Below are 26341 nucleotides of genomic sequence, written 5' to 3' on the forward strand. Positions count from 1 at the left end.
AGACGGCCGTCGGTGACCGGGAGCCGGCCGTCCGCACAGGGCCCGGCCGCCGGCCAGGCCCACGCACGGGCACCCCGGCACGCCACCAGGACTCCCGCGGTCCCCAAGACGCCCGAGGCCGCCGCGACATCCGCTCCTGCGGCTCCTGTGGCGCGTGAGGCTGCCACGGCACCCGCCCGTGTGGTTCCTGTGGCTTCTGGAGGTGTGGCGGCACCCGCTCCTGCGGCTCCTGTGGCGCGCGAGGCCGCCGCGACACCCGCCCCTGTTCCTGCGGCTCCCGCCAGCCGCAGCGCTCCCAGGGTTCCTGCGGCTCCCACATCCACCGCGGTCTCTGCGGCCCCCGGGACCGGCACCGCCGGAGCGGCCCCAGCGGCCCCGACGGCCCCGATCGCCCCACCAGCCCCAGCGGCCCCCCTGGTCCCCACTACCCCCGCGGCCCCCCGCGTCCCAGCCGCCAAGGCCCCCGACAGCGGGCGATCGGACGGCGTGGCGGCCCCCGTGGTGCCCGCGGCCCCCGTGCCCGCGCCCGCGCCCCCCGCGGGGAGGCGGTCGCGGTGAAGGCTCTCGTCGTCCGTATCGACAGTTTCGGCGACGTCCTGCTCGCCGGCCCCGCCGTACGCGCCGTCGCCGCCCGCGCCTCCCACGTCACGATGCTCTGCGGCCCGCGCGGCGCGGACGCCGCCCGGCTGCTGCCCGGCGTCGACGAGGTGCTGGAGTGGGCGGCGCCCTGGGAGGGCTTCGACCCGCCCCCGGTCGTCCCGGCGGACGTCGACGCCCTGCTGGGACGGCTGCGCGCCGGCGCCTACGACACCGCGCTCGTCCTCACCTCCTTCCACCAGAGCCCGCTGCCCACCGCGCTGCTCCTGCGGCTCGCGGGCGTCGGCCGGATCGGCGCCGACAGCGTCGACCACCCCGGCCGGCTGCTCGACGTACGCCACCGGCGGCAGAGCGGCCGGCACGAGGCCGAGGCGGCCCTGGAGACGGCCGCCGCCCTGGGCTTCCCGCTCCCGGCCGGAGACGACGGCCGGCTGCGCGTGCTGCCGCCCCCGGACACCGGCGACCTCACCGGCCACGGCCCCTACGTCGTCCTGCACCCCGGCGCCAGCGCCCCCGCCCGCGCCTGGAGCCCCCACCGCTGCGCGGAGGCCGTCGCCCTGCTCACCGACGCCGGACACCGCGTCGTCGTCACCGGCGGCCCCGGCGAGACGGCCCTGACCCGGCAGGTGAGCGGCGACCTCGCCACGGACCTCGGCGGCCGGACCTCCCCCCGCACCCTCGCCGGCGTGCTGCGCACGGCCGACGCCGTGATCAGCGCCAACACCGGCCCCGCCCACCTCGCCGCCGCCGTCGGCACCCCGGTCGTCTCCCTGTTCGCGCCGGTCGTGCCGGCCGGCCGCTGGGCGCCGTACGGCGTTCCCGTCATCCTGCTCGGCGACCAGTCGGCGCCCTGTGCGGACACCCGGGCCCTCACCTGCCCCGTGCCCGGCCACCCCTGCCTGGACGAGGTCACCGGACAGGACGTGGTGCGCGCGGTGCACAAGCTCATCCAGGAGCGGCAGTCATGAACATCCTCGTCTGGCACGTGCACGGATCCTGGCTCACCGCCTTCGTGCAGGGCCCGCACACCTACCTGGTCCCGGTCACCGGGGACCGCGGCCCCGACGGGCTCGGCCGGGCCGTGACCTGGGACTGGCCCGCGACCGTCCGGGAACGCACCCCGGGCGAACTGCGGGACAGCGACATCGACCTGATGGTCCTGCAACGCCCCCACGAGATCGACCTGGCCGCGCGCTGGACCGGCCGCACGCCCGGCGTGGACGTGCCCGCCGTGTACGTCGAGCACAACAGCCCCGACGCCTCACCCGAGCGGCAACTCCACCCGCTGGCCGGGCAGTCCCGGATCCCGGTCGTGCACGTCACCCACTTCAACCGGCTGATGTGGGACAACGGCCGGGCCCCGGCCGAGGTCGTCGAGCACGGCATCCTCGACCCCGGCCCGATGTGGACCGGCACCGAGCGGCGCGCGGCGGTCGTGGTCAACGACCCCGTGCGCAGGGGCCGTACCACCGGCACCGACCTGCTGCCCCGGTTCGCCCGCTCCGCGCCCCTGGACGTCTTCGGGATGCGCACCGAAGGGCTCGCCGAGCACCTCGGCCTGCCGCCCGGGCGCTGCCGCACCCGCGACCTGCCGCAGCACGAACTGCACCGCGAGATGGCCCGCTGCCGTCTCTACCTGCACCCCGTGCGCTGGACCTCGCTCGGCCTGTCCCTGCTGGAGGCCATGTTCCTCGGCATGCCCGTGGTCGCCCTGGACACCACCGAGGTCCGCGAAGCCGTACCCGACGGCGCCGGGGTGGTCTCCAACCGCCTCGACGTACTGGAGGACGCCGTACGGGCCCTCCTCGCCGAACCCGGGCTGGCCCGCCGCACCGGTGCGGCGGGCCGGGCGGCGGCCCAGGCCCGCTACGGAGAGCGGCGCTTCCTGGAGGACTGGGAGCGCCTGATCAAGGAGGTCACCCGATGAGCCGCATTCCGCACACGGCCGGGCGCGTCGCCATGGTCTCCGAGCACGCCAGCCCGCTGGCCGCGCTCGGCGGACCGGACGCGGGCGGCCAGAACGTGTACGTGGCGCAGGTCGCCCGGCAGCTCGCCAGAAAGGGATACCGGGTCACGGTGTACACCCGGCGGGACTCCGCCGGCCTGCCGGACCGGGTGACCCTCATCGACGGCGTCCAGGTCGTGCACGTGCCCGCCGGGCCGCCCGCACCCGTCCCCAAGGACGAACTGTTGCCGCACATGGCCGAGTTCGGGAACTTCCTGGCCCGGCAGTGGGCACAGAGCCCGCCCGAGGTGGTCCACGCCCACTTCTGGATGTCGGGCCTGGCCGCCCTGGCCGGCACCCGGGAACTCGGCATCCCCGTCGTGCAGACCTACCACGCGCTCGGCACGGTCAAGCAGCGCTACCAGGGCACCGCCGACACCAGCCCGCCGCAGCGCCTCGCCGTCGAGGAGGCCATCGGCCACGAGTGTGCCCGGATCATCGCCACATGCACCGACGAGGTGGCCGAACTGAAGGCCATGGGGCTGCCGGAGGACCGGATCAGCGTGGTGCCCTGCGGGGTGGACCCCGACCAGTTCGCGCCCGTCGGCCGCCCGCGCCGGGCCGGTGCCCGCCGGCGGCTGCTGGCCGTCGGCCGGCTCGTCCCCCGCAAGGGCTACGACCGCGCCATCCGCGCCCTGGCCGGCGTCCCCGACGCCGAACTCCTCATAGCCGGCGGCCCGGAGGCCGACCTGCTCGGCACCGAACCCGAGGCCGCGCGCCTGTACGGCACAGCCGCCGAACTCGGGGTCGCCGACCGGGTCACCCTGCTCGGCGGGGTCAGCCGGGCCCGCATGCCCCGGCTGATGTCCAGCGCCGACCTGGTGCTGTCGCTGCCCCGGTACGAGCCGTTCGGCATCGTCCCGCTGGAGGCCATGGCCTGCGCCACCCCGGTCGTCGCCACCGCCGTCGGCGGCCAGCTCGACACCGTCGTGGACGGCACCACCGGCGTCCTCGTCCCGGCCGACGACGACCACGACCTCGGCGCGGTCGTCCGCGGCCTCCTCGCCGACCCCGACCGGCTCGCCCGGTACGGGGCCGCCGGCCGCGAACGGGTCCTCGGCCACTACACCTGGGACCGGGTCGCCGACGGCGTGGCAGCGGTGTACGGCGCAGTGTCCTCCGTCCGCTCGCTCTCGGGAGTCGTCCGATGAAGACCGCCACCGGCACCACGCACGGCACCGCGCACGGGACCACCGACCACGACACCACCCACTGCGACGACCTGACGAAGGCCCTGGAGACGTTCCGCGACAACGGTCCGCTCCTCGAACGCTGGGGCACCGACCTCGCCCGCCGGCTGGGCTCCGGCGCCCGGCTGCTCGTCGCGGGCAACGGCGGCAGCGCCGCGCAGGCACAGCACCTCACCGCCGAACTCGTGGGCCGCTACCGCGACGACCGGCCGCCGTTCTCCGCCGTCGCCCTGCACGCCGACACCTCCTCCACCACCGCGATCGCCAACGACTACGGCGTCCAGGAGGTGTTCGCCCGCCAGACCGCCGCCCACGGCCGCCCCGGAGACGTCCTGCTGCTGCTGTCCACCAGCGGGGCGAGCGCCAACCTGCTGGCCGCCGCCGAGCGCGCCCACCGTCTGGGCATGACGGTGTGGGCGCTGACCGGACGGGCCCCCAACCCGCTGCACCTGGGCGCGGACGAGGCCCTGTGCGTCGACGCCCCCGTCGCCGCCACCGTCCAGGAACTGCACCTGGTCGCCGTGCACATGTTGTGCGAGGCCTTCGACCGGGCCGTCGCGCGCGGCGAGGCCGACCACCGGGCCGACGGCTCCGGCGCCGACGGCAGGTCCTCGGCCGACGGCAGGCCGGGTGTCGTCGGCCGGCTCGTGGGCCGCGCCCGCACCGTCGGCCGTGCCGCGTCCGGCGCGCCCGCAGCCCCCACGGAGGGACACGCGTGAACGCCTCGCACACACCCCTGGTCGTCGTGGGCGACGCTCTGCTCGACCACGACCTGTGCGGCCGGGCCGAACGCCTGGCCCCGGACGCCCCCGTACCCGTCGTCCACGGCACCCGGCGCAGCTCCCGTCCCGGCGGAGCCGCTCTCGCCGCCTGCCTCGCGGCGGCCGACGGACGCCCCGTCACCCTGGTCACCGCCCTCGGCACGGACCCCGCCAGCGACACCCTGCGCGAGCTGCTGGCCGGCCGGGTCGAGCTGGTGGAGGTGCCGCTGGAGGGCACCCTCAGCAGCAAGACCCGCGTCCTGGCCGGAGACCGGCCGCTGCTGCGCCTCGACGACGGCGAGGGACACGCCCGCGAGGCCACCCAGGAGGCGGTGTCCACGGTCGCGGCGGCCGACGGCGTTCTCGTCGCCGACTACGGCCGCGGCACCGCCGACGTCCTGCGGGACGCGCTGGCGCACACCGCGGCGCCCGTCGTCTGGGACCCCCACGTCCGCGGCCGGCCCCCCGTGCCCGGCGTCCGCCTGGTCACCCCCTCGGCACAGGAGGCGCGCGCCTTCGCCCGCCGGCTGGCCGGCGGAGACGACGCGGGCGACGCGGCCGGACTGCGCACCGCCGCCCGGGACGCCCGCGCCCTGGTCGCCGCCTGGCAGGCGCAAGCCGTCGCCGTGACCCTCGGCGACCGCGGCGCCCTCCTCTCCCACGGCGAGACCCCGCTGCTCGTGCCGACCCCGGCCGCCGCCTCCGGCGACCCCTGCGGCGCCGGCGACCGGTTCGCCTCCGCCGCCGCCGGTCTGCTCGCCGACGGCGCCCTCACCGAGGCCGCCGTCCAGGCCGCCGTCCACGCCGCCACCCGCTACGTCGCCGAGGGCGGCGCCCGCGCGATCACCGGTCCGGACCGGCCCGAGCCGGCCGCCGAGCCCGCGGCCGACGGCGACACCACCGCCGACGCCGCGCGCACCGCCGGCCGCGTCCGGGCCGCGGGCGGCACCGTCGTCGCCGCGGGCGGCTGCTTCGACCTGCTGCACGCCGGGCACGTCGCCCTGCTCCAGGCCGCCCGCCGGGCCGGTGACTGCCTGATCGTCTGCGTCAACTCCGACGACTCGGTACGCCGCCGCAAGGGCGGCGGCCGGCCCCTCGTCCCGGCCGCCGACCGGGTGCGGGTGCTGCGCGCCCTGGAGTGCGTGGACGCGGTCGCCGTCTTCGACGAGGACACCCCCGAACGCATCCTCGGCGAACTGCGCCCGCACATCTGGGCCAAGGGCGGCGACTACGCCCGGACCCGGCTGCCCGAACAGCCCCTCGTGGAGAGCTGGGGCGGCCAGGTCCTGCTCCTGCCCTACCTCGACGGCCGCTCCACCACCGTCCTGGCCCGCCGCGCCGCCCGGACGCCGACCCCGGGCTCCCCGAGGTGACCCCCACGGCCCCTTCCCGCGCCCCGCGCACCTCCGTCCCGCCGGGAGCCCGTGGTCCCTCGCGCACGGCCGGCCTGCCGGGAGGCATCGGCCGCGGTACGTTCCCGGAGCCGGCGGGCGTGGCCGACGTGCGGTCCTCCAGCGCCCGACGCGCGGTCGCCCTCCCGGGAGGTGCCGGCACCGGCACCGGCACCTGCCGGGAAATGGCGGAGGCGAGCACCACACGGCTCCCGCGCACGCCCCGTGCGCCCCGCGCGGTCGGCCCGGCGCTCGGCGACCGGCCCGGCCCACCGGGACGCGTCAGCCCCGGCATCCGCCGCCGGCCGACGGAGACGACCGGTGGGCGCCCCCCAAGGGGCCGGCGCGCACGCGGCCCGGCGCGTGCACTGTCCGCCCCGTCAGGTGTCCGACGGGCTACTGTCCCGCCAGGTGGCCGGTTGGCCCTGCCGATGCCGGTGCCGGTGCCGGCCCCGGCCGCGCGCGGCGGCCGTCGCCACCCGCCGCCCGCCGGAGCCATGTCCTCGTCCATCACCGCCCGGCCCAGGGTGCGGGGCGTCCGCTCCGCCAAGTGTCCGGTGCCCGAGTGCCGGACGCCGGTGCCCGGCCCGGCCGCGCGCGGCGGTCTCCGACGCCCGCCGCCCGCCGGAGCCATGTCCCCGCCCACCACCCCGACTCCGTCCCCGCCCCCGACCCCGCGGGGTGCACGTCCCCACCCGCCGGAGGGTGTCCTCGGTGAGCACTGAGCACTTGGCGAGCCCCCCCGACGCGCCACGCGTCCTGGTCCTGCGTGCGCTGGGCCTCGGTGACCTGCTGGCCGGTGTGCCCGCGCTGCGCGGCGTCCGCCGGGCCTTTCCCGGGCACCACGTCGTCCTCGCCCAGCCGCCGGGCCTGACCGAACTCGCCCTGGCCACCGGGGCGGTCGACGCCGTGTTCCCGGCCGGGGCGCCGGGCCGGGCCGTCCCGGCACTCACCCACTGGTCGGGCCCACCCCCCGACGTGGCCGTCGACCTGCACGGCAACGGCCCCGAGAGCCGCGACGCGCTGGCCGCCCTGCGTCCACGCCGGCTCCTCGCGCACGCCTGCCCGGACGGGCCGCCATGGCGGGGACAGCTCAACGAACGCGACCGCTGGTGCGCCTTCCTGCACGGGTACGGCATCCCGGCCGACCCCCTCGACCTGCGCCTGCCCCGGCCCGCCACGCCGTCCCCGGCCCCGGGCGCGGTCGTCGTGCACCCCGGCGCCGCGTCGGGCTCACGCCGCTGGCCGGGGGAGCGGTTCGCCGCCGTCGTACGGTGCCTGCGGGCGGCCGGACACCACGTGGTCCTCACCGGCGGCCCCGGCGAGGACGCCCTGGTCCGCTCGGTCGCCGAACGCAGCGGCCAGCGCGCCCGCGACGTGCTGACCGGAGGCCTGCCGTTCGCCCGGCTGTCCGCGCTGGTCGCCGAGGCGTCCCTGGTGCTCAGCGGCGACACGGGCCTCGCCCATCTCGCGGTGGCCCACGGCACCCGCTCGGTCACCCTGTTCGGGCCGGTCTCCCCGTGCTTGTGGGGCCCGCCACCCGGCCCGGACCACCTCGCCCTGTGGAAACCCGGCCCGCCCGGCGACCCGCACGGCCGCACCGCGGACGCCCGCCTGGTGCGCATCGGCACCGGCGAGGTCGCCGCGGCCTGTCTGACGCTGCTGCGGGACGTCCGCGGCCGGCAGCGGCACGACGGGGAGGCCGCGCATGTCCACTGAGCAGGCACCCGGCCGCGTCCGCACGGCGTCCGCCGACGGCGATCCCCGGGTCACCGTCGCCGTCATCACCCGGGACCGCAGCGCCAGTCTGCTGCGCACCCTGGACGCCCTGGCCGCGCTGCCCGAGCGGCCGCCGGTCGTCGTCGTCGACAACTCCCGCGACGACACCACGTACCGGGCCGTGTCCGGCCACCCGGCGATCACCCGCCTGCTGCGGCCCGCCGGCAACACCGGCGCCCTCGGCCGCAACCTGGCCGCCCGGCACGCCCGCACCCCCTACGTCGCCTTCAGCGACGACGACTCCTGGTGGACGCCGGGCAGCCTCGCCCGGGCCGCCGACCTCCTGGACCGGCACCCCCGGCTCGGCCTGCTCGCCGCCCGTACCCTCGTCGGCCCCGAGGCCGCGGACGATCCCCTCAACGCCGTACTGGCCGCCTCGCCCCTGCCGCCCGAGCCGGACCTGCCCGGCCGCCCCGTGCTCGGCTTCCTCGGCTGCGCCTGCGTGGTCCGCCGCGAGGCATTCCTCGGCGTCGGCGGCTACCACCCGCTTCTCTTCTTCGGCGGCGAGGAGACCCTGCTCGCCTACGACCTCGCCGCCGCCGGCTGGGGCGTCACCTACGAGCCCTCCCTCAGCGCCTGCCACCACCCCGAGGACCACGGCCGCACCGGCCGCTCCTCCCTCGTCCGGCGCAACCATGTGCTCACCACCTGCCTGCGCCGACCCTGGCCGGTAGCCCTGCGTGCCGGCACCGACCTCGCCCTGGCCGCGGCGACCGGCCGTCCCGGCGCGCGCAGCGCCCTGAAGGAGGTCCTCACCCGGTTCCCGGCCGCCCTCGCCCGCCGCCGCACCCTGCCCCCGCACGTCGAACGCGCCGCCCGCCTGCTCGACCGGGAGCCGGCCGGCGGCCCGAGGAAAGGCGCCCCGCGATGACCGGCACCACCGCGCCCGACGCCCGCACCCGCACCGCCCCCGACGACCGTACGACCGTCGTCCTGATCACCCACAACCGCCGCGACGAACTGCTGCGCACCCTGACCCTGCTGCGCCGGCTGCCCGAGCGTCCACCGGTGATCGTCACCGACAACGGCTCCACCGACGGCACCGCCGAAGCCGTCGCCCGCGACTTCCCCGAGATGACCCTGCTGCGCCCCGGCCGCAACCTCGGCGCCGTCGGACGCAACCTGGCCGTCCAGCGGGTGCGCACCCCCTACGTCGCCTTCTGCGACGACGACACCTGGTGGGCGCCGGGCAGTCTCGCCCGGGCCGCCGACCTGCTCGACACCCGGCCCCGGCTCGCGGCCGTCACGGCACGGATCATCGTCGAACCGGACGGCACCGAGGACCCGGTCGTACCCGAACTGCGCGAGTCCCCGCTGTCCGGCCCCGACTGGCTGCCCGGCCCCGCCCTCGGCTCCTTCCTCGCCGCCGCCACCGTGCTGCGCACCGAGGCGTTCCGCGCCGGCGGCGGCTTCCACCCCGGGCTGTGGCTCGGCGGCGAGGAGGAACTGCTCGCCTGCGACCTGCTGCGCCAGGGCTGGTGGCTGGCCTACGCCGACGATCTCACCGTCCACCACCACGCCTCCGTGCTGCGCGACAGCACGGCCCGGCGCGTCCTCGGGCTGCGCAACACGCTGTGGTTCACCTGGCTGCGCCGCCCGCTCCTGCCGGCACTGCGCCGTACCGGGCATCTCGCGCGGACCGTGCCCCGCGACATCGCCTCGGTCCGCGCCTTCGCGCACGCCGCCGCCGGGCTGCCGTGGGTGCTGCGCCACCGTGACCCCGTACCGGCGGACCTGGAGCACCGGCTGGCCACGCTGGAACGGGCCCGCAGGGACTCACCCGCCCGGCGGTACGTCGGCTGAGTTCCGCGACGTACGACACGCCAGGTTGACGTCGTTGCGCCGGCCGACGGGCGCGGGCACAGTGAAGCCCCCGGTCAGGACGCGACCGGTTGTTCCTTCCGCCCCGCTCAGGAAGCCCGGTCCCCATGGAATCCCGATCACTCACGGACAGCGGTCAGCCGTCCCCGGCCCGCGTCCGCCCCGGCGGCCCCGCCCCGCTGCTCCTCCAGACCGTGCACGAGTACCGCGCCGGACTCGGCGCCATCAGCGTCCTGAAGGCCCGGGGCACGGTGGACGACTCCAACGCCCGGCAGTTCGCCGAGGCCCTCGCCGAACACGTCGGCCACGCCGGCCAGGCCGCGGAACATCCCCTCCTGGACCTGACCGAGGTCTACTTCGCCTGCGCCGCGGCGATGCGCTCCCTGGCCCGGGCGACCGGACCCCTCGCCCGGGCCGGCCGCGCACTGGCCGTCGTCCAGCCCCGCCCGCACGTGCGGGAGGCCCTGACGAACGCCGGTCTGCCGGGCGTACGCGTGCACGCCACGCTGGCCTCCGCCCTGCACACCCTGCACACCCTGCATCCCCCGGCGGACCGGGAGCAGGCCCGTACGGAGCCCGGCGGCCCCGCCTGACGCCCGCGTCCTGGTGGGTGCCCGAGCCGGTGCCCGTGCCCCGGGGCGGAGGACGGTGCGGTTGAGGAGCGAGGGCCTGGCGTGCAAGGTGGTGCAACGGTCAGGAAGAGGCCGACCGATCCCTGAGTGACGTCCTTTCTGGGGGATGCCATGACACCCTCTTCCGCGCGGCCGGCCGCACCGGCTCCCCTCGTCATCGACTCCTCCGTCGTGGCGGCGCCGCCCGCCGGGGGCGCCCTGCTGCTGCGCGTGTCGGGCACCCTGGACGCCGACGGGGCCCAGGCCTGGTCGGACGCGCTGCGCGGCCACCTGGAGCGGGCGGACCGCGCCGGACTGCGGCCCGTCCTCGACATGGCCCACGTCCAGCTCGGCGGCGGCGTCGTGCTGCGTACGCTGAGCGAGTCGGCCCGGGCCCGCACCGGACGCCCCGAGCTGATCATCGTCCGCGCCCGGCCCGGTGTGCGCGAGGCGGTGCGCCTGGCCCGCCTGACCGGCGTCCGGCTGTACGCCACCCTCGACGAGGCCCTGCGTGAACTGGCCCGCACCGCCTCCGGGGCGCAGGAGCCGCCCGCCTGGCGCTCACAGCTGACGGACCCGCTGCGGCCCTCGTACGACGACCTGTACCGGGAGGTCCGCGCGCTGCGTGCCCGGGTGCGCACGGCACCGGTGATCGGCATGGCGCAGGGCGCGCTCATGGCCCGCTACGGCCTGCCGGACCCCGCCGGCGCCTTCCGGGCACTCAGGGAGGCCTCCCAGCGGTTCAACGTGCCGCTGCGCGTCCTGGCCTCCGCCGTGGTGGTGGCCCGGCCCCCGGACGGCGAGGTGTGGTTCCCCGGCCGCCGCTCCCTGCCCGCGCCCCAGCTGCGGATCCTGGCCCGCGCCGGTGGCGTCCCGCGCTACCGGCGGCAGATGACCGACGCCGTCCTGCGCGAGGCGCTGGCCATCGGGCGGGCGCCCGCCGGGTACGTGCGGTGCGTGGACCCGGCCGTCGACGCGCTGATCCTGGAGGCTCACCACGGCTGCGCAGAAACGTTTCTGGACCATCTCGAGCGCGGCGGGGCCGACACCGACACGGCCGCCCGGACCGGGAACCGCCCCGTGAGCGTGCCCGACGTCGCCACCGATCCGCTGCTCCGCGACGACTTCCGGCGCGCCCTGCTGACCTCCGGCATCCGCGCCCTCCACAGCGTTCCGGTGCCGTCTCCCGCCGGCCCGTGCGCCGGCGTGATCACCGTGCACTGGCCCGAGGCCCGGCACCGGCCGGTCGCCGGCGAGGCCTTCGCCCGGCTGGCCGCCGACACGTCGGCCTGGCTGAGCTGGTACCACCGCTCGGTGCTCCTGGACGCCCTCGAACACCTTCACAGCGCGCTGACCGGCGGCGCGCCGGGCGCACGGCAGCCCGGTCGCAGGTGACCTGACGGGAGCCCGGCCGGCCACGGGAGCGGCCCACAAGCGGGCGCCCCGTGCGGGAGGCAGCGCGCTACGCTCCGGGGTATGCGGATCTCCGTCTCCTCCGACATGGACGAACCCGTGGCCCGTCTCCTGGTGGCCGAACTGCGGCGCCGTGGCCACGACGTGCGCGAACACGGCGCGCTGCGGCCCGGGGCCGACACCCGGTGGGCCGCCTGCTCCGAGGCCGCCGCCCGGGACGTGGCCGAGGACGCGGCCGACCAGGCGGTGGTGTGCTGCTGGACCGGCACCGGCGCCTCCATCGCGGCCAACAAGGTGCCGGGGGTACGGGCGGCCCTGTGTACGGACGCCGCCACGGCGGACGGCGCGCGCCGCTGGAACGACGCCAACGTCCTCGCGCTGAGCCTCCGCCTGACCTCCGAGCCGGTGCTGAGGGAGATCCTGGACGCCTGGTTCGCCGCGGAACCCAGTCAGGACGCGGAGGACCGGCAGAACGTGGCCCGCGTCGGCCGCCTGGACGCCGCCCGGAGGAACTCCTAGGGGCGCAGGCGGTCCGGCGCGGGCCGGGGCCGGTCGACGGGCTGCTTGAGCAGCCCGGCTTCGGGGCTTCAGTGGGCGCCGAGTCCGCCGCCGCCGAACGAACCGCTGGACCCTCTGCTCCAGCGCGGGCTGTCCTCCGACTCGCTCGGCTCGGAATCCATGTTGGTCAGCTCGTACGGCGTGAGCGGGCGACCGCCCTTGGGGGTCTGCGGCACCTCCGCGGACTGCCTGTTCTGCCGGACCTCGTGCACCGCGCCCTCCGGCGGCAGCTGGGGCTGTTCCTCGGGACGCGGGCGCGGCGGCTCGCGGTACTTGACGCGGGAGGTCATCCAGAAGCCGCCGCCGAGCAGCGCCAGGAGGGCCACAGCCACGATGAACAGGAACAGGCTCATCAGGCCGCTCGCCGCGGCCAACTGCATCGATGCGGTGTTCATAGAACAGAGATACCCCTCACGAATAGGTGTGAACCCGGACAAGGCGGTTGATAGTGATGGGTGGCGGTGAATCGCCCGCCGGCTCGGGCAGTGCTCGCCGCCGGTCCGGGGCACCGGTTCAGACGCCGGTCCGTCATCGGCCCCGGAATCTGGTTTGCGCCCCCACGCCCCGGCTACCCGCACGGTGTGACACCGCCGACTTCGCAGCAGCAGCTCTACCGGTTCCTGGAGGACCGCTTCACCTGTGCGCAGGCGTGTACGGAGTGCGCCCGGACCTGCGCGGTGCGGGCCAGTCTCGTCGAACCGGACGGCACCGAGCGCCAGGAGCGCGTACGGCGGCTCGGCATCATGTGCGCCGAGGTGTGCGACGCCACCTGCCGGGTGCTGTGCGAGGAGACCCGTCAGGACGAGGAGGCGCTCCGCGTCCGGGTGGAGTGGTGCCGCTCGGTGTGCCTGGAGTGCGCGCACGCCTTCGAGGAACACCCCGGTGCCGAGACGGCCGCGGCCGTCTGCCGGGGCTGCGCCGACGCCTGCGCGGGCTTCCTGGAAATGCTGAAGTGAGTACCCGTACCCCCTGAGCGCCCGTACGCCCCCTGGGGCCCCCGCGTGATCGACGCCAACGTGTGAAACGTGTTCCACCGCGTGGGTCCGCGTGTTACGAAGGACCATGTCCGCGAACGAGGGAACCCGCGCGTACGACGCCGTGATCGTCGGTGGTGGCCACAACGGCCTGGTCGCCGCCGCCTACCTGGCCCGGGCCGGCCGCTCCGTACTGGTGCTGGAGCGGCTGGACCACACCGGCGGCGCGGCCGTCTCCACCCGCCCCTTCGCCGGGCTCGACGCCCGCCTGTCGCGCTACTCCTACCTGGTCAGCCTGCTCCCGCCCAAGATCGTGCGGGACCTCGGACTCGACTTCCGCGTCCGCACCCGCGCCATCTCCTCCTACACCCCCACCGAGCGGGCGGGCCGGCCGACCGGGCTCCTCGTCGGCGGCGGCGAGCAGCGCACCCGGGAGTCCTTCGCCCGGCTGACCGGCGGCGACCGCGAGTACGAGGCCTGGCAGCGCTTCTACGGCATGACCGGCCGCGTCGCCCGGCGCGTCTTCCCCACGCTCACCGAGCCCCTGCCCACCCGCGACGAGCTGCGCCGCCGCATCGACGACGAGGCCGCCTGGCGGGCCCTGTTCGAGGAGCCGGTCGGCCTCGCGGTCGAGGACACCTTCCACGACGACCTGGTCCGGGGTGTCGTCCTCACCGACGCGCTGATCGGCACCTTCGCCGACGCCCACGACCCCTCCCTCGCCCAGAACCGCTGCTTCCTCTACCACGTCATCGGCGGCGGCACCGGAGCCTGGGACGTGCCCGTCGGCGGCATGGGCGCGCTGACCGACGCACTGGCCGCCGCCGCCCGCGCGGCCGGCGCCGAGATCGCGACCGGCCACGAGGCCGTGCGGATCCACACCGACGGACACACCGCCGAGGTCGCCTACCGCACCCGGGACGGCGAGGGCGTCGCCGCCGCCCGGCACGTCCTGGTGAACGCCTCCCCGCAGGAGCTGGCCGCGCTCACCGGGGACCCGGCGCCCGAACCCGCCGAAGGCGCCCAGCTCAAGGTCAACATGCTGCTCACCCGGCTTCCCAGGCTGCGCGACCCCGGCGTCGACCCCCGCGAGGCCTTCGCCGGCACCTTCCACATCGCCGAGGGGTACCGCCAGTTGGCCACCGCCCACGCCCAGGCCGCCGCGGGTGAACTCCCCGACGCGCCCCCCTCGGAGATCTACTGCCACTCCCTGACCGACCCCACCATCCTCGGTCCGGACCTGGGTGAACGCGGCTACCAGACCCTCACCCTGTTCGGCCTGCACACCCCGGCCCGGCTCTTCGACCGGGACAACGACGGCGTGCGCGAGGAGCTGCTGAGGTCCACCCTCGCCCAGCTCGACGCCCACCTCGCCGAACCGCTCGCCGACTGCGTGGCCACCGACGCCGACGGCCGGCCCTGCATCGAGGCGAAGACCCCGCTCGACCTCGAACGGGACCTGCGGCTGCCCGGCGGCCACATCTTCCACCGGACCCTGTCCTGGCCGTACACCGAGCAGGAGACGGGCCGTTGGGGCGTGGAGACCGGGCACGCCGGCGTCCTGCTGTGCGGGGCGGGCGCGGTGCGCGGGGGAGGCGTCAGCGGCGTACCGGGGCACAACGCGGCGATGGCGGTGCTGGAGGAGACCGCCTGAGGCGTCGGCCCGCAGCCACCGGCCTCGTCACCGGTCTGCCTGCGGCCCGTACGGTGGTCCCCGCCCGGGGCGACGTTGGGAGCCCTGCCGGCCCCGGCGGCCGGTCCCCGTGGTGGACGCGGTGCTTGACCGGCGCGTCCGGCGGCCCGAGGATCGGCTGTCATGACGCAGGGACAGGGCAGCAGCACGGTCGACGGGGTGCTCCGGCGCAGCGCCCGCCGCACCCCGGCGCGCGTGGCGGTGGACTACGCCGAGCGCGCCTGGACGTACGGCGAACTCGACGACGCGGTCTCCCGCGCGGCCACGCTCCTGCGCGCCGAGGGCCTCGCACCCGGCGACCGGGTCGCCGCCTACGGCCACAACTCCGACGCCTATCTGATCGCCTTCCTCGCCTGCTCCCGCGCGGGCCTGGTCCATGTGCCGGTCAACCACAGCCTCACCGGAGCCGACCTGGCCCACCTCCTCGGCCAGTCGGGCAGCACGCTGGTGCTCGCCGACCCGGACCTGGCCGGCCGGCTCCCGCGGGACGCGCGGAAGATGGCGCTGCGGGACACGGACGACTCGCTGCTGACCCGGCTCCCGCAGGCACCGCCGTACGACGGCCCCGAACCCCGCACCGAGGACCTGGTGCAGCTGCTGTACACCTCCGGGACGACCGCCCTGCCCAAGGGCGCGATGATGACCCACCGGGCCCTGGTGCACGAGTACCTCAGCGCGATCACGGCCCTCGACCTCAGCGCCGGCGACCGCCCGGTGCACGCCCTGCCGCTGTACCACTCGGCGCAGCTGCACGTGTTCCTGCTGCCCTTCCTCGCGGTCGGCGCGACCAACATCATCCTGGACGCGCCCGACGGGGACCGGCTGTTCGACCTGATCGAGACCGGCCGCGTGGACAGCCTGTTCGCGCCGCCCACGGTGTGGATCGCCCTGGCCGGCCGGCCCGACTTCGTCACCCGCGACCTCGGCGGCCTGCGCAAGGCGTACTACGGCGCGTCCGTCATGCCGGTGCCCGTGCTGGAGCGGCTGCGACGGCACCTGCCCGGGCTCGCCTTCTACAACTGCTTCGGGCAGAGCGAGATCGGCCCGCTGGCCACCGTCCTCGGCCCCGCCGAGCACGAGGGCCGGCTGGACTCCTGCGGCCGGACGGTGCTGTTCGTGGACGCCCGGGTGGTGGACGGGAACGGCACCGACGTACCGGACGGCACGCCCGGTGAGATCGTCTACCGGTCACCGCAGTTGTGCGAGGGCTACTGGGACAGGCCCGAGGAGACGGCCGAGGCCTTCCGCGACGGCTGGTTCCACTCCGGTGACCTCGCCGTGCGCGACTCCGACGGCTATTTCACCATCGTGGACCGGGTGAAGGACGTCATCAACTCCGGTGGCGTGCTGGTGGCCTCGCGCCAGGTGGAGGACGCGCTCCACACCCACGAGGCGGTCGCCGAGGCCGCCGTGATCGGTCTGCCCGACGAGCGGTGGATCGAGGCCGTCACGGCGGTCGTCGTCCCGCGCGCCGAGGTGACCGGGGACCAGCTCATCGCGCACGTGAAGGAGCGGCTGACCCCGTTCAAGGCGCCCAAGCGGGTGCTGTTCGTGGACGCGCTGCCCCGCAACGCAAGCGGCAAGATCCTCAAACGCGAACTCCGCGACCGCTTCGGCGCTTGACCGGGTCCCGCAGCCCCCGGCCCGACGGCGACGGCACGCCGGCCGGCGACCGCGATCCCGTCCTGGCTCCGCGGTACGGCCCAGTTCTCGTACAGCCGCGGCCGGCGGACAGGTAGCGCCGCGTGACTGCTGAGGCCGTCGCTCACCCTCGCTGGGCGGCTCGTCGAGCCGAACGAGTGATCTCGGGTGGCAAGCGCGGACTCCCGGCGGCGGCCAGCACGTTCTCGATGAGGTCGGCGGCGCGCGGGGTGCCGCCCTCGGCCCGGGCCGCGGCCTTGAGCTGCTCGGACCGGTCAACGCGTTCGGGATCCGTGACCAGGTCGTTCAGCGCCGCGCGAAGGTTCTCGGCGGTGGCGTCAGCGGTGTCCACACGGCGCGCGACACCGAGTTCCACGAGCCGGTCGGCATTCATGAACTGCTCGGCTCCCTGCGGCACGGCGATCATGGGAACGCCGGCGAGGAGCCCTTCGCCGCAGCCACCCATACCGGCGTGGGTGACGAAGGCGTCGGCCTGTTCCAGGATCGCCCGCTGCGGGACCCAGGAGTGCACTTCTACATTGGGCGGGATGGTGCCGAGTTCCTCGCGGGCGGTGTACTCGCCGATCTGGAGCACGACGTGCCAGCCGGGCAGGTCGCCGAAGGCGGCGATGCACTGGCGGTAGAACTCGGGCCGGCGCGTGTACGCCGAGCCGAGTGAGATCAGCAGCACGTTGTCCGTGGCCGCCGGGCGGGCCCAGCCGTCCGTGTCCGCTCGGGGGCCGAAGCAGGGGCCGACGAAGGTCACCGTGTCGGTGTCGACTCGATGAGGTAAAGGTCGGCCGGATCGTCCTCGTAGGCGGCGCGCAGTTGCGGGAGCGCCTGGACGGCGTCGTCGAGGAAGAGGCTCGCCGCGGCGATGGGATCGGCAGGCCAGTCGTTGTCCGCGACGGGCAACGTGGAGGTGCAGGGCACCAGCTCCGCGCCTGCGGACTCGATCCGGTCGGCCACGAACGGGTCGTCGGCGTACGTGACCCGGTGCCCGCGGGCCACCAGTTCACGGATGAGCGCCAGGCTGGGCAGGACGTGGCTGACGACGGGGACGCCGACCATCGCGATATGGGCGCGGCGACGGGACATGGGCCATCACTCGTTTCTGGCGCGGGCCGGGTGCGGGCGGTGGGGCGAGGGCGCGGTGTCAGGGCCGGCCGATCTGCGCGGCGGCCTCCTCCAGGTCGGCGACGGTCCCCGACATGATCGTCCGTACCTGCCTGGTGATGTGCTGCACGGGCCAGTCCCACCACGCCACGGCGAGGAGCCGGGCGATGTCCGCAGCGTCGTAGCGGGTGCGGATGAGCCGCGCGGGGTTGCCGCCGACGATGCCGTAGTCGGGGACGTCGCCGGCGACCACGGCGCCGGCGGCGATGATCGCGCCGTGACCGATGCGTACACCGGGCATGACCGTGGCGCCGTGCCCGAACCACACGTCGTTGCCGACGACCGTGTCGCCCCGGCCGGGCAGGTCGGTGATCAGGTCGAAGTGCTCCGCCCAGGAGCCCCCCATGGTGGGGAACGGGAAGGTGGAAGGACCGTCCATGCGGTGGTTGGCGCCGTTCATGATGAAGCGGGTGCCCGCCCCCAGGGCGCAGAACTTGCCGATGACAAGCTGCTCGGGACCGTAGTGGTACAGGACGTTGCGCGTCTCGAACGCGGTCGGCTCGTCCGGATCGTCGTAGTAGGAGAAATCACCGACCTCGATCAGCGGCGACTTCACCAGCGGCTTGAGCAGAACCACGCGCGGGTGCTCGGGCATCGGGTGGAGCACGGTGGGGTCAGCGGGAACGGGCGGCATCGTGGAGGCGGGTCCTCTCTGATGGACCTGGAGCGACAACTGTCGCGTTAAGATGCTGGCACAGCTCTACCGCCTTGACCAACCGGATACTGATTGCCGATGACGGACCCACTGGACACGACGTCGGACCGCCGTCCGGGCGGTCGCACCGCCCGCATCCGCGCCCAGGTTCTCGATGCGGTGCGCGCCGAACTCGCTGAAGGCGGTCACGAAGGACTCACGATGGAGGGTGTCGCGACACGGGCGGGAGTGCACCGCGCCACGGTCTACCGGCGTTGGCGGGATGTCGGCGGCCTGCTCGTCGACGTCATCGACGCCGCCGGCGAGAGCGACTGGCAGCCGCCGGACACCGGCTCGCTGCGCGGCGATCTGTCGGCCCTCAACCGAGAGATCCAGGAATCCCTGGTCGTGCAGCCGTCGTTCGCCGTGGCCCTGATGGCCGCCTCGTTCCACTCCGAACGGGCCGCGCGGGCCCAGACGCAGTTGTGGGCGGACCGGTACGCCCAGTGCGAGATCCTCGTCGAGCGCGCCATGGAGCGCGGTGAACTCCCCGCACAGCACACGGACGGGCGGAGCCTGCTGATCGCCGCTACGGCGCCGCTCTACCACCAGCTGGTGCTCCTGCGCGCCGATCCGGACCCGCAGCTCCCGGAACGGGCCGCGGAGGCGGCAGTCCTGGCGGCTGCCGCGGGCGCCTTCTCCGTCCGTCGGGAAGAGAGCGTGTGATCGGGGAGACGGGGAGCGAACGTAAGCGAACAACCGTGCGACAGGACCTGGACCACGGTCCGGCGGTCCTGGCTCGGACACCAGGGCCCATGTAACCCGCCGGCCGGTTCTGGCAGCTCGGCCTATGTGGTGGGCGGCCGGATCGCGCTCGGCGACGTGCCGGGCGACCGCATCGACACCGGGGCGGGCGTACCGCTCCGGCGGAGCGGACGGAGGGGCGAGGGGAGCGGGCCGGCAGCACCGGGGTGGAGGTGCCGCCCTCCACGCCGTGGGTGAGCGCACTGAGGCGGAGCCGGTGCGCGGTCCAGGTCGATCGCCACGCCCCCTGCCCTTCCGGCCCTGCCGCAATGCATGCCTACACCTCGCCCTGGCAGTACGAGACTAGGGCCGGCGCGGGCGTCGCAGGTCACGTCGACGGGTGTCCGGCATCCCGTGGCCGCAGATCCACGATCCGGCGGATCTTCCCCACCGACCGCTCCAGCGACTCCGGCTCGACGATCTCGACGCCGACCGACACCCCGACGCCGTCCCTGACCGCCGCGACGATCGACCGGGCCGCCGCGTCCCGTACCTCCGGAGTCACGCCGGGGCGGGCCTCGGCCCGGACGGTCAGCGCGTCGAGACGGCCCTCCCGGGTGAGACGCAGCTGGAAGTGCGGCGCCACCCCGGGCGTGCGCAGCACGATCTCCTCGATCTGGGTCGGGAACAGGTTGACCCCGCGCAGGATCACCATGTCGTCACTGCGCCCGGTGACCTTCTCCATCCGCCGGAACACCCGGGACGTGCCGGGCAGCAGCCGCGTCAGGTCCCGCGTCCGGTACCGCACGACCGGCATGGCCTCCTTGGTCAGCGAGGTGAACACCAGCTCGCCGCGCTCGCCCTCCGGCAGCACCTCGCCCGTGACCGGATCGACGACCTCCGGATAGAAGTGGTCCTCCCACACATGGAGACCGTCCTTGGTCTCCGCGCACTCCTGGGCCACGCCGGGGCCGATCACCTCGGACAGCCCGTAGATGTCGACCGCGTCGATCGCGAACCGCTCCTCGATCTCCCGCCGCATCCGCTCGGTCCACGGCTCGGCCCCGAAGACGCCCACCCGCAGGGAGGTGCCGCGCGGGTCCACGCCCTGGCGTTCGAACTCGTCCAGCAGCGTGAGCATGTAGGACGGGGTGACCATGATGACGGACGGTTCCAGGTCCCGGATCAGCTGCACCTGGCGGGACGTCATGCCGCCGGACGCGGGGACGACCGTACATCCCAGGCGCTCGGCACCATAGTGGGCGCCCAGGCCACCGGTGAACAGCCCATAGCCGTAGGCCACATGCACGACGTCGCCGGGCCGCCCGCCGGCCGCGCGGATCGACCGTGCCACCATGTCGGCCCACATGGAGAGGTCGTTGTCCGTGTAGCCGACCACCGTGGGGCGGCCCGTGGTGCCGCTGGAGGCGTGCAGCCGGCGGATCCGCTCGCGCGGCACCGCGAACATGCCGAACGGGTAGTTCTCCCGCAGGTCGGATTTGGTCGTGAAGGGAAAATGGGCCAGGTCGGCGAGCGAGCGGCAGTCCTCCGGGCGGACGCCGGCCTTGTCGAACGACTCCCGGTAGAACGGCACGTGCGCATAGGCATGCCGCAGCGAGGCGCGCAGCCGCTCCAGCTGCAACGCCCGCAGCTCCTCGGGCCCGAGCCGTTCGCCCGCGTCGAGCAGGTCCGTCGCATCCGTCATCGGGACGTCTCCCTCGCCAGACTCACATTCCGGACGACCGATCATTCGGTCGCTCTGTTCGGGATCAGTAATTCAGGCCGTCCGGACCTCGGGCAAGAGGGCTGCGGATTTTTTCCGGCCCGGGCCGGGGCGGGGCAGCGGTCGCACCGGCCCGTGCGAAGGGCGCTGCTCGTTCGCGAGAGAGTGCGTTGCGGCCGGGCGCGACGGGCCGGGATGATCACCGCATGCCCAGCTTCAGCACGGCCGACGGCACCCGGCTCGCCTACCACCTGCGCGGCACCGGCGAGCCCCTCGCCGTCCTGCCCGGTGGCCCGATGCGCGCCTCCGCCTATCTCGGAGACCTCGGCGGACTGACCGCGGACCGTCGGCTGGCTCTGCTGGACCTGCGGGGCACCGGGAGCTCCGCCGTGCCGGCCGACCCGGCGACGTACCGCTGTGACCGGATGGTCGAGGACGTCGAGGTGTGGCGAGCCCACATGGGGCTGGAGCACATGGATCTGCTCGCGCACTCCGCCGGAGCCGCCCTGGCCCTGCTCTACGCCGCCCGCCACCCGCACCGGATACGCCGGCTGGTGCTGGTCACCCCCAACCCGTCCCCGCTCGGCATGCGCGCCACGCCCCAGGACCGGCTGGCCGCGGCCCTGCTGCGCGCGGACGAACCGTGGTTCGCACGGGCGTACCCCGCCTTCCGGGCCTGGCTCGCGGACGGTGCGGACTTCGATGACGTGTTCCTGCCGTTCTTCTACGGCCGCTGGGACGACACCGCCCGGGCGCACGCCGACGCCGAACCGGAACAGACCAACGACGAGGCGGGCGACCGTTACTTCGCCGAGGGCGCGTTCGCCCCGGGCGTGACCCGGACCGCCCTCGCCGCCCTGACCGCGCCGGTCCTCGTGTACGCGGGCGGGGCCGACGGCGGCCCGCGCCCCGCCCTCGCCCGCCGCACCGCCCGGGCCTTCCCCCACGCCGAGGTCACCGTCCAGCCCGGCGCCGGCCACTACCCCTGGCTGGACGACCCGCGGTGGTTCCGCGGTCGCGTCGCCGCCTTCCTCGGCACCCCGGCGGGCACCGCCCCGTCCCGGACCCGGTGAGCGGCCCGCAGCCGCCGGCCCTCACCACGCCACGGGCCGCGGCCACGCGTACGGCCGCGTCTCGCGGTTCTCGTGGGCGCCGGGCCCCGGCTGCCCGGTGGGCCGGACCGGGAAGCCCGGCCGTATGCCCCAAGTCCTCCCCGCGTGCCCTGTCCGCCGTAGCGGCCGGTCGCTAGGCTGACCGCGGAGGACGAACCGGGAGGAGCAGGTACGTGGCCGAGACCATCACCCAGCAGCAGCCGCTCACGGGCTGGGACAAGCCGGAGCTGGACCTCAGCAGGGCCGAGTGGCAGTCCAGCAGCCAGGGCAGGGGCGACGTCCAGATCGCCTTCGTCGAGGGCTTCATCGCGATGCGCAACAGCGGCCGGCCGGAGAGCCCCTCCCTGATCTTCACCCCCGCGGAATGGGGCGCCTTCGTCTCCGGCGCGCGGGAAGGGGAGTTCGACCTCACCTGAACCGGGGATGCCGCCGGCGGATTCCGGGACACGGAACCGGCAGTGCCCCGCCGGGCCCGCACCTGAGCGAGGCTGTCCCCGGCAAGGGGAAAGCCGTGTCGCGGAGGTGAGGAAGACGAGCACTGCGCCGGTCATCGCCGCGGTCGACGGTTCCGGCGGCAGCCCGCGCGCCCTGGACCGGACCCGGGACGCCGCCCGCCGCCGCGCCGCACCGCTGCGGGTGGTGCACGTACGGCAGTACGCCGCCTGGGGCCAGGCCGACGTACTGGTCGCCGGTCCGCCCGAAACGGAGGCCGACCCGGTACTCGACGACGTGCGCACCCGCCTCGCCGAGCACCCCGACGACACGGCCGTGGAGTACGTCGCCCTGGCCGGCGTCCCGGGCGCCGTCCTGCCGGAAATCGGCGCCGGACGCCCAGCTGCTGGTGCTCGGCTCCCGGGGCCGCGGCGGCTTCGCCGGCCCGCTGCTCGGCTCCGACGGTCTCGCCACCGCGCGGGACGCCGCATGCCCGGCGGTCGTCGTACCGCCGCCGGCCCGCGACCGGGACGCCGCCCACCCCGTCCGGGCCGAAGAGGAGCACGGCGACCGGCCCGCCGGGCCCGGCCTCCGGGTGGTGGTCGCCGGGCTGCGCCCGGACAGCCCCGACACGGCCGTCCTCGCCTTCGCCTTCGCCGAGGCCGCCCGGCGTGAAACCCGGGTGCGCGCGATCGCCGCCTACCCGTGGCCCACGCAGACCTGGTCCGCGCCCGGCCGGCCCGCGCCGCCCGTGGCCGACCAGGGCGCCGTGGAACAGGAGATCCGCGCCCTCGCCGAGGGCTTCCTGGCCCCGCACCGCGAGCGGCACCCCGGGGTCCGCGCCGACGCCGAGGTGCTGCCCGGCCATGCGGCCGGCCACCTGCTCGCCCCGTCCCGGGACGCCGGCCCGGTCGTCGTCGGCCGGCACCGGCGGCGGCTGCCCGCCCCGGCCCCCATGCCGGGCTCGGTCACCCGGGCCGTACTGCTGCACGCGGCGAGCCCGGTCGCGGTGGTGCCGCCGGCCCAGCCGGACGCCACGACCTAGCAGACCGCGCGACGCCCCGCAATCCGCCCGCTGCCGACTGCCGCCCCGGCGGCTGTGGTGCGCGGCGCCATGGTGCACGGACACACCCGAACCTAACGTTCCGCACCACCCGGCGCTCCAGCGCCGTCCCCGCGCGGGAGCGGCCGGGACAGGTGTGTCCACCGAAGGAGCCGCCATGCCCCTGCCTCCGTTCAGCAAGGCACCCGCAGCACCACCACACGCCCGGCTGCTGCCCCGCCTGTTCGCCGTCCTCGCCGTCGTCCTCGGCACCGCACTCGCCGGCCCCGCGCCCGAGGCCCGCGCCGCCGTCACGCTCACCAGGGTGAGCGACTTCGGCTCCAACCCGGGCGCCCTCACCATGTACGTCTACCGGCCCGCCGCTCTCCCCGCCCACCCGGCGGTCGTCGTGGCGCTGCACGGCTGCACGCAGAACGCCCAGACCTACGCCGACAACTCCGGTCTGCCCCGACTCGCCGACCGCGACGGCTTCCTGCTGGTGCTCGCGGAGACCGGCACCGCCAACAACGCGAACCGGTGCTTCAACTGGTTCCAGTCCACCGACAACCGGCGCGGCCAGGGCGAGGCCTCCTCCGTCCGGCAGATGGTGGACCAGGCCGTCACCGCCTACGGCGCCGACCCGGGGCGGGTCTACGTCACCGGCCTGTCCGCGGGCGGCGCGATGACCGCGGTCATGCTCGCCGCCTACCCCGACGTGTTCTCCGCCGGCGCGGTCGTCGCCGGCCTTCCCTACGACTGCACCCGGGACAACAGCCCCTACACCTGCATGAACCCCGGCGTCGACCTCGCACCGGCCGACTGGGCCCAGCGGGTGCGCGACGCCTACCCGTCGTACACCGGGCCGTGGCCGCGCACCGCCATCTGGTACGGCGACCAGGACACCACCGTCGTACCGCGCAACGCCACCGAGCTGCGCGACCAGTGGACAGCCCTGCACGGACTGTCCCAGACGCCCACGCGCACGACGACGATCGGACCGGACGCCACCCGGCAGGACCAGTACCTCGCCCCCGACGGCACGGTCGCCGTCGAGGTCGACCGCGTCCCGGGCATCGGCCACGGCACCCCGGTCGACCCGGGCACGGGCGCCGAACAGTGCGGCGGCACCGGCGCGCCGTACTTCCTCGACTCGATCTGCTCCAGCCGCTGGATCGCCCGGTTCTTCGGCCTGGACACCTCCGACCCGGGCGGCTCCGACCCCGGTGGCGGTGACACGGCCGCCTGCCGGACGGCGAGCAACTACGCCCACGTACAGGCCGGGCGGGCCACCACCAGCGGCGGTATCACCTACGCCAACGGCTCCCACCAGAACATGGGTCTGTACAACACGTTCGTCACCCACACCCTGAAGGAGTCGCCCACCGGCTACTTCACCCTCGCCGACAGCGCCTGCCCCTGACACACAGTCAAGGGTGTGCGGGGCCGCCATGGTGGCCGACGACCCCCAACGGGCCGTCATCATGGCGGCCCCGCACATGTCCGCAGCCACCACACCACCCCTAGCCTCCAGCGCGTCCCCAACCCGCCGGAGGAACCGAATGCTTCCCCGCCCCACGTCACCACCCGCCCGCCCCGCCCGACACGCCCGCCCCGCCCGGCGCACCACGCTGGGCGCCCTGTCGCTCGCCGCCGTCTGCTCCCTCCTGGCCACCCCCGTCACCGCCGCGCCCGCAGGACCGGGAACACCCGACGGCCCCTGCGCCGGCCGCGCCCGGCTGCACGTCCCCGGCGCCGCCCACCAGCAGGCCGACTGCCTGGACGAACTGACCACCGCCGGCACCGTGTCCTCCGGCCACACCGACCCGGCCGACTACGCGGGTCTCACCCCCGCCGGCCTGCCCACCCCCTCCGGCGTCCCCGGCATCCAGATCGACGGCTACTTCCCGGACACCTCCACCACCAACACCGACCACGGCTGGCACCACGACTCCCAGTTCGTCATCCGGCTGCCCGACCACTGGAACGGCGGCCTGGTGGTCACCGGCACCCCGGGCAACCGCGAGCAGTACGCCAACGACCGGGCCATCGCCGACTGGGTCCTGGCCCGCGGCTACGCCTACGCCGCCACCGACAAGGGCAACACCGGCCCCGCCTTCTTCCGCGACGGCCGCCGGCCCGGCGACGCCATCGCCGAATGGAACACCCGCCTCACCCAGCTCACCCGCGCCGCCCGCGCCGTCGTCACCCAGCGCTACCACCGGCCGCCGGCCCGCACCCTCGCCACCGGCCTGTCCAACGGCGGTTACCTGGTGCGGTGGCAGCTGGAGAACCACCCCGAGCTGTACGACGGCGGCGTCGACTGGGAGGGCACCCTCTGGCGCGCCGACGGCCCCAACCCGCTCACCTCCCTGCCCACCGCGCTGCGCCACTACCCCGTCTACGCCGCCGGCGGCCCCCGGGCCGCCGAGGCCGCGAGCGCGCTGCACCGGGCGGGCTTCCCGCCCGGCTCGGAGTTCCTGTGGCCGTACCACCACCAGGTCTACTGGGACCTCACCCAGCGCATCTACCGCGAGGAACTCGACCCCGACTACGACGGCGCGACCGAGGCCGGCACCCCGTTCTGCGCCTCCGGCACCCCCGCCTGCGACGCCGACTACGCCTACCCGGACCGCCCCGCCGCCGTCCACCGGGCGGTCGGCCGCATCGCCCTCACCGGCCGCATCGGCAAGCCGCTGATCACCCTCCAGGGCACCCTCGACGTGCTGCTGCCGATCAGCGAGGACTCCGACGTCTACGCGCGCATGGTCCACCGGGCCGGCCGCGGCTCCCTGCTGCGCTACTACCGCATCGAGGACGGCACCCACACCGACTCCCTCACCGACGCCTTCCCCGGCAGGCTCCGCCCGATGGTGCCCTGCCACCGCTCCGCGTTCACCGCCCTGGAACGCTGGCTCGCCGGAACCGCCCGACCGCCCGAGGACCACACGGTCGTACGCCCGGCCGGCGCGGACCCGGCGGCCCTGCTCACCAGCTGCCCGCTCGGCTGACGCGCCCCGCCCGCCGGTGCGGCGCCCGCGGGTCAC

General features: G+C 75.5%; 22 protein-coding genes and 2 pseudogenes. 20 read left to right on the forward strand and 4 right to left on the reverse strand.

Going from position 1 to position 26341, the window contains the following annotated elements; all coding sequences use genetic code 11:
• The first annotated feature begins 554 nt into the window (after positions 1-554).
• From AB0F03_RS04585 to AB0F03_RS04635, 11 genes are all read left to right on the forward strand, one after another.
• Positions 555-1565, forward strand: coding sequence for a glycosyltransferase family 9 protein (locus AB0F03_RS04585; RefSeq protein WP_361986452.1), 1011 nt, complete (start codon positions 555-557; stop codon positions 1563-1565).
• Positions 1562-2524, forward strand: a complete 963-nt coding sequence (locus AB0F03_RS04590; RefSeq protein WP_361986454.1) for a glycosyltransferase — start codon at positions 1562-1564, stop codon at positions 2522-2524. The genes AB0F03_RS04585 and AB0F03_RS04590 overlap by 4 nt, the downstream gene beginning before the upstream one ends.
• The gene (locus AB0F03_RS04595) at positions 2521-3753 is read left to right on the forward strand and encodes a glycosyltransferase (protein WP_361986455.1); all 1233 of its coding nucleotides are present in this window, start codon (positions 2521-2523) and stop codon (positions 3751-3753) included. The genes AB0F03_RS04590 and AB0F03_RS04595 overlap by 4 nt, the downstream gene beginning before the upstream one ends.
• Positions 3750-4511, forward strand: coding sequence for an SIS domain-containing protein (locus tag AB0F03_RS04600; RefSeq protein WP_361986457.1), 762 nt, complete (start codon positions 3750-3752; stop codon positions 4509-4511). Before AB0F03_RS04595 ends, AB0F03_RS04600 begins: the two co-directional genes overlap by 4 nt.
• Entirely contained in the window at positions 4508-5926 is a 1419-nt protein-coding gene (locus tag AB0F03_RS04605) for a PfkB family carbohydrate kinase (RefSeq protein WP_361986459.1), read from the forward strand. Before AB0F03_RS04600 ends, AB0F03_RS04605 begins: the two co-directional genes overlap by 4 nt.
• Before the next feature lie 732 nt (positions 5927-6658).
• On the forward strand, positions 6659-7663 hold the full coding sequence (locus tag AB0F03_RS04610) for a glycosyltransferase family 9 protein (RefSeq protein ID WP_361986461.1): 1005 nt from the start codon (positions 6659-6661) through the stop codon (positions 7661-7663).
• Complete coding sequence (locus tag AB0F03_RS04615; protein WP_361986462.1) at positions 7653-8594, forward strand: glycosyltransferase; 942 nt, start codon at positions 7653-7655, stop codon at positions 8592-8594. The genes AB0F03_RS04610 and AB0F03_RS04615 overlap by 11 nt, the downstream gene beginning before the upstream one ends.
• Positions 8591-9526: a glycosyltransferase gene (locus tag AB0F03_RS04620; RefSeq protein WP_361986464.1), complete on the forward strand. Its 936-nt coding sequence runs from the start codon at positions 8591-8593 to the stop codon at positions 9524-9526. The genes AB0F03_RS04615 and AB0F03_RS04620 overlap by 4 nt, the downstream gene beginning before the upstream one ends.
• Positions 9527-9651: 125 nt before the next feature.
• Complete coding sequence (locus tag AB0F03_RS04625; RefSeq protein WP_361986466.1) at positions 9652-10137, forward strand: STAS domain-containing protein; 486 nt, start codon at positions 9652-9654, stop codon at positions 10135-10137.
• Between the two features lie 150 nt (positions 10138-10287).
• On the forward strand, positions 10288-11550 hold the full coding sequence (locus tag AB0F03_RS04630) for an ANTAR domain-containing protein (protein ID WP_361986468.1): 1263 nt from the start codon (positions 10288-10290) through the stop codon (positions 11548-11550).
• An 81-nt stretch (positions 11551-11631) separates the two neighbouring features.
• Positions 11632-12087 (forward strand): RpiB/LacA/LacB family sugar-phosphate isomerase, encoded by a 456-nt coding sequence (locus AB0F03_RS04635; RefSeq protein WP_361986470.1) that lies wholly within the window; start codon positions 11632-11634, stop codon positions 12085-12087.
• A 68-nt stretch (positions 12088-12155) separates the two neighbouring features.
• On the opposite strand, the gene AB0F03_RS04640 is transcribed toward AB0F03_RS04635, so the two are convergent.
• Positions 12156-12521 carry a DUF6479 family protein gene (locus AB0F03_RS04640; protein ID WP_361986472.1) on the reverse strand — a complete coding sequence of 122 codons (366 nt, stop codon included), beginning with the start codon at positions 12519-12521 and terminating at the stop codon, positions 12156-12158.
• Positions 12522-12707: 186 nt separating this feature from the next.
• Here AB0F03_RS04640 and AB0F03_RS04645 point away from each other — a divergent pair, with 186 nt between their 5' ends.
• From AB0F03_RS04645 to AB0F03_RS04655, 3 genes are all read left to right on the forward strand, one after another.
• Positions 12708-13082, forward strand: coding sequence for a ferredoxin (locus tag AB0F03_RS04645; protein WP_361986474.1), 375 nt, complete (start codon positions 12708-12710; stop codon positions 13080-13082).
• Positions 13083-13188: 106 nt separating this feature from the next.
• Complete coding sequence (locus AB0F03_RS04650; RefSeq protein WP_361986475.1) at positions 13189-14754, forward strand: NAD(P)/FAD-dependent oxidoreductase; 1566 nt, start codon at positions 13189-13191, stop codon at positions 14752-14754.
• Between the two features lie 162 nt (positions 14755-14916).
• Positions 14917-16416, forward strand: coding sequence for an acyl-CoA synthetase (locus AB0F03_RS04655; RefSeq protein WP_361986477.1), 1500 nt, complete (start codon positions 14917-14919; stop codon positions 16414-16416).
• 142 nt (positions 16417-16558) lie between these two features.
• Here the strand turns inward: AB0F03_RS04655 and AB0F03_RS04660 are convergent.
• Positions 16559-17532: pseudogene (locus AB0F03_RS04660) on the reverse strand (nucleotide disphospho-sugar-binding domain-containing protein).
• A 58-nt stretch (positions 17533-17590) separates the two neighbouring features.
• Positions 17591-18244 carry a CatB-related O-acetyltransferase gene (locus AB0F03_RS04665; protein WP_361986478.1) on the reverse strand — a complete coding sequence of 218 codons (654 nt, stop codon included), beginning with the start codon at positions 18242-18244 and terminating at the stop codon, positions 17591-17593.
• 99 nt (positions 18245-18343) lie between these two features.
• Here AB0F03_RS04665 and AB0F03_RS04670 point away from each other — a divergent pair, with 99 nt between their 5' ends.
• Complete coding sequence (locus AB0F03_RS04670) at positions 18344-18970, forward strand: TetR/AcrR family transcriptional regulator (RefSeq protein WP_361986480.1); 627 nt, start codon at positions 18344-18346, stop codon at positions 18968-18970.
• A gap of 406 nt (positions 18971-19376) precedes the next feature.
• Here AB0F03_RS04670 and paaK read toward each other — a convergent pair whose 3' ends face one another.
• Positions 19377-20693 carry a phenylacetate--CoA ligase PaaK gene (gene paaK, locus AB0F03_RS04675; protein ID WP_361986482.1) on the reverse strand — a complete coding sequence of 439 codons (1317 nt, stop codon included), beginning with the start codon at positions 20691-20693 and terminating at the stop codon, positions 19377-19379.
• A 224-nt stretch (positions 20694-20917) separates the two neighbouring features.
• Between paaK and AB0F03_RS04680 the strand changes: the two genes are divergently transcribed.
• From AB0F03_RS04680 to AB0F03_RS04700, 5 genes and pseudogenes are all read left to right on the forward strand, one after another.
• Entirely contained in the window at positions 20918-21784 is an 867-nt protein-coding gene (locus AB0F03_RS04680) for an alpha/beta hydrolase (protein WP_361986484.1), read from the forward strand.
• Positions 21785-21996: 212 nt separating this feature from the next.
• A complete protein-coding gene (locus AB0F03_RS04685) occupies positions 21997-22239 on the forward strand; it encodes a DUF397 domain-containing protein (protein WP_361986486.1) in 243 nt (80 codons plus the stop codon).
• A 106-nt stretch (positions 22240-22345) separates the two neighbouring features.
• Positions 22346-23300, forward strand: a pseudogene (locus tag AB0F03_RS04690) (universal stress protein).
• 175 nt (positions 23301-23475) lie between these two features.
• Positions 23476-24717, forward strand: a complete 1242-nt coding sequence (locus AB0F03_RS04695) for a PHB depolymerase family esterase (RefSeq protein ID WP_361986488.1) — start codon at positions 23476-23478, stop codon at positions 24715-24717.
• Positions 24718-24856: 139 nt separating this feature from the next.
• On the forward strand, positions 24857-26305 hold the full coding sequence (locus tag AB0F03_RS04700) for a 3-hydroxybutyrate oligomer hydrolase family protein (protein WP_361986490.1): 1449 nt from the start codon (positions 24857-24859) through the stop codon (positions 26303-26305).
• Positions 26306-26341 lie beyond the last annotated feature (36 nt).

The sequence above is a fragment of the Streptomyces sp. NPDC028722 genome, assembly GCF_040637655.1.
GTDB lineage: Bacteria > Actinomycetota > Actinomycetes > Streptomycetales > Streptomycetaceae > Streptomyces.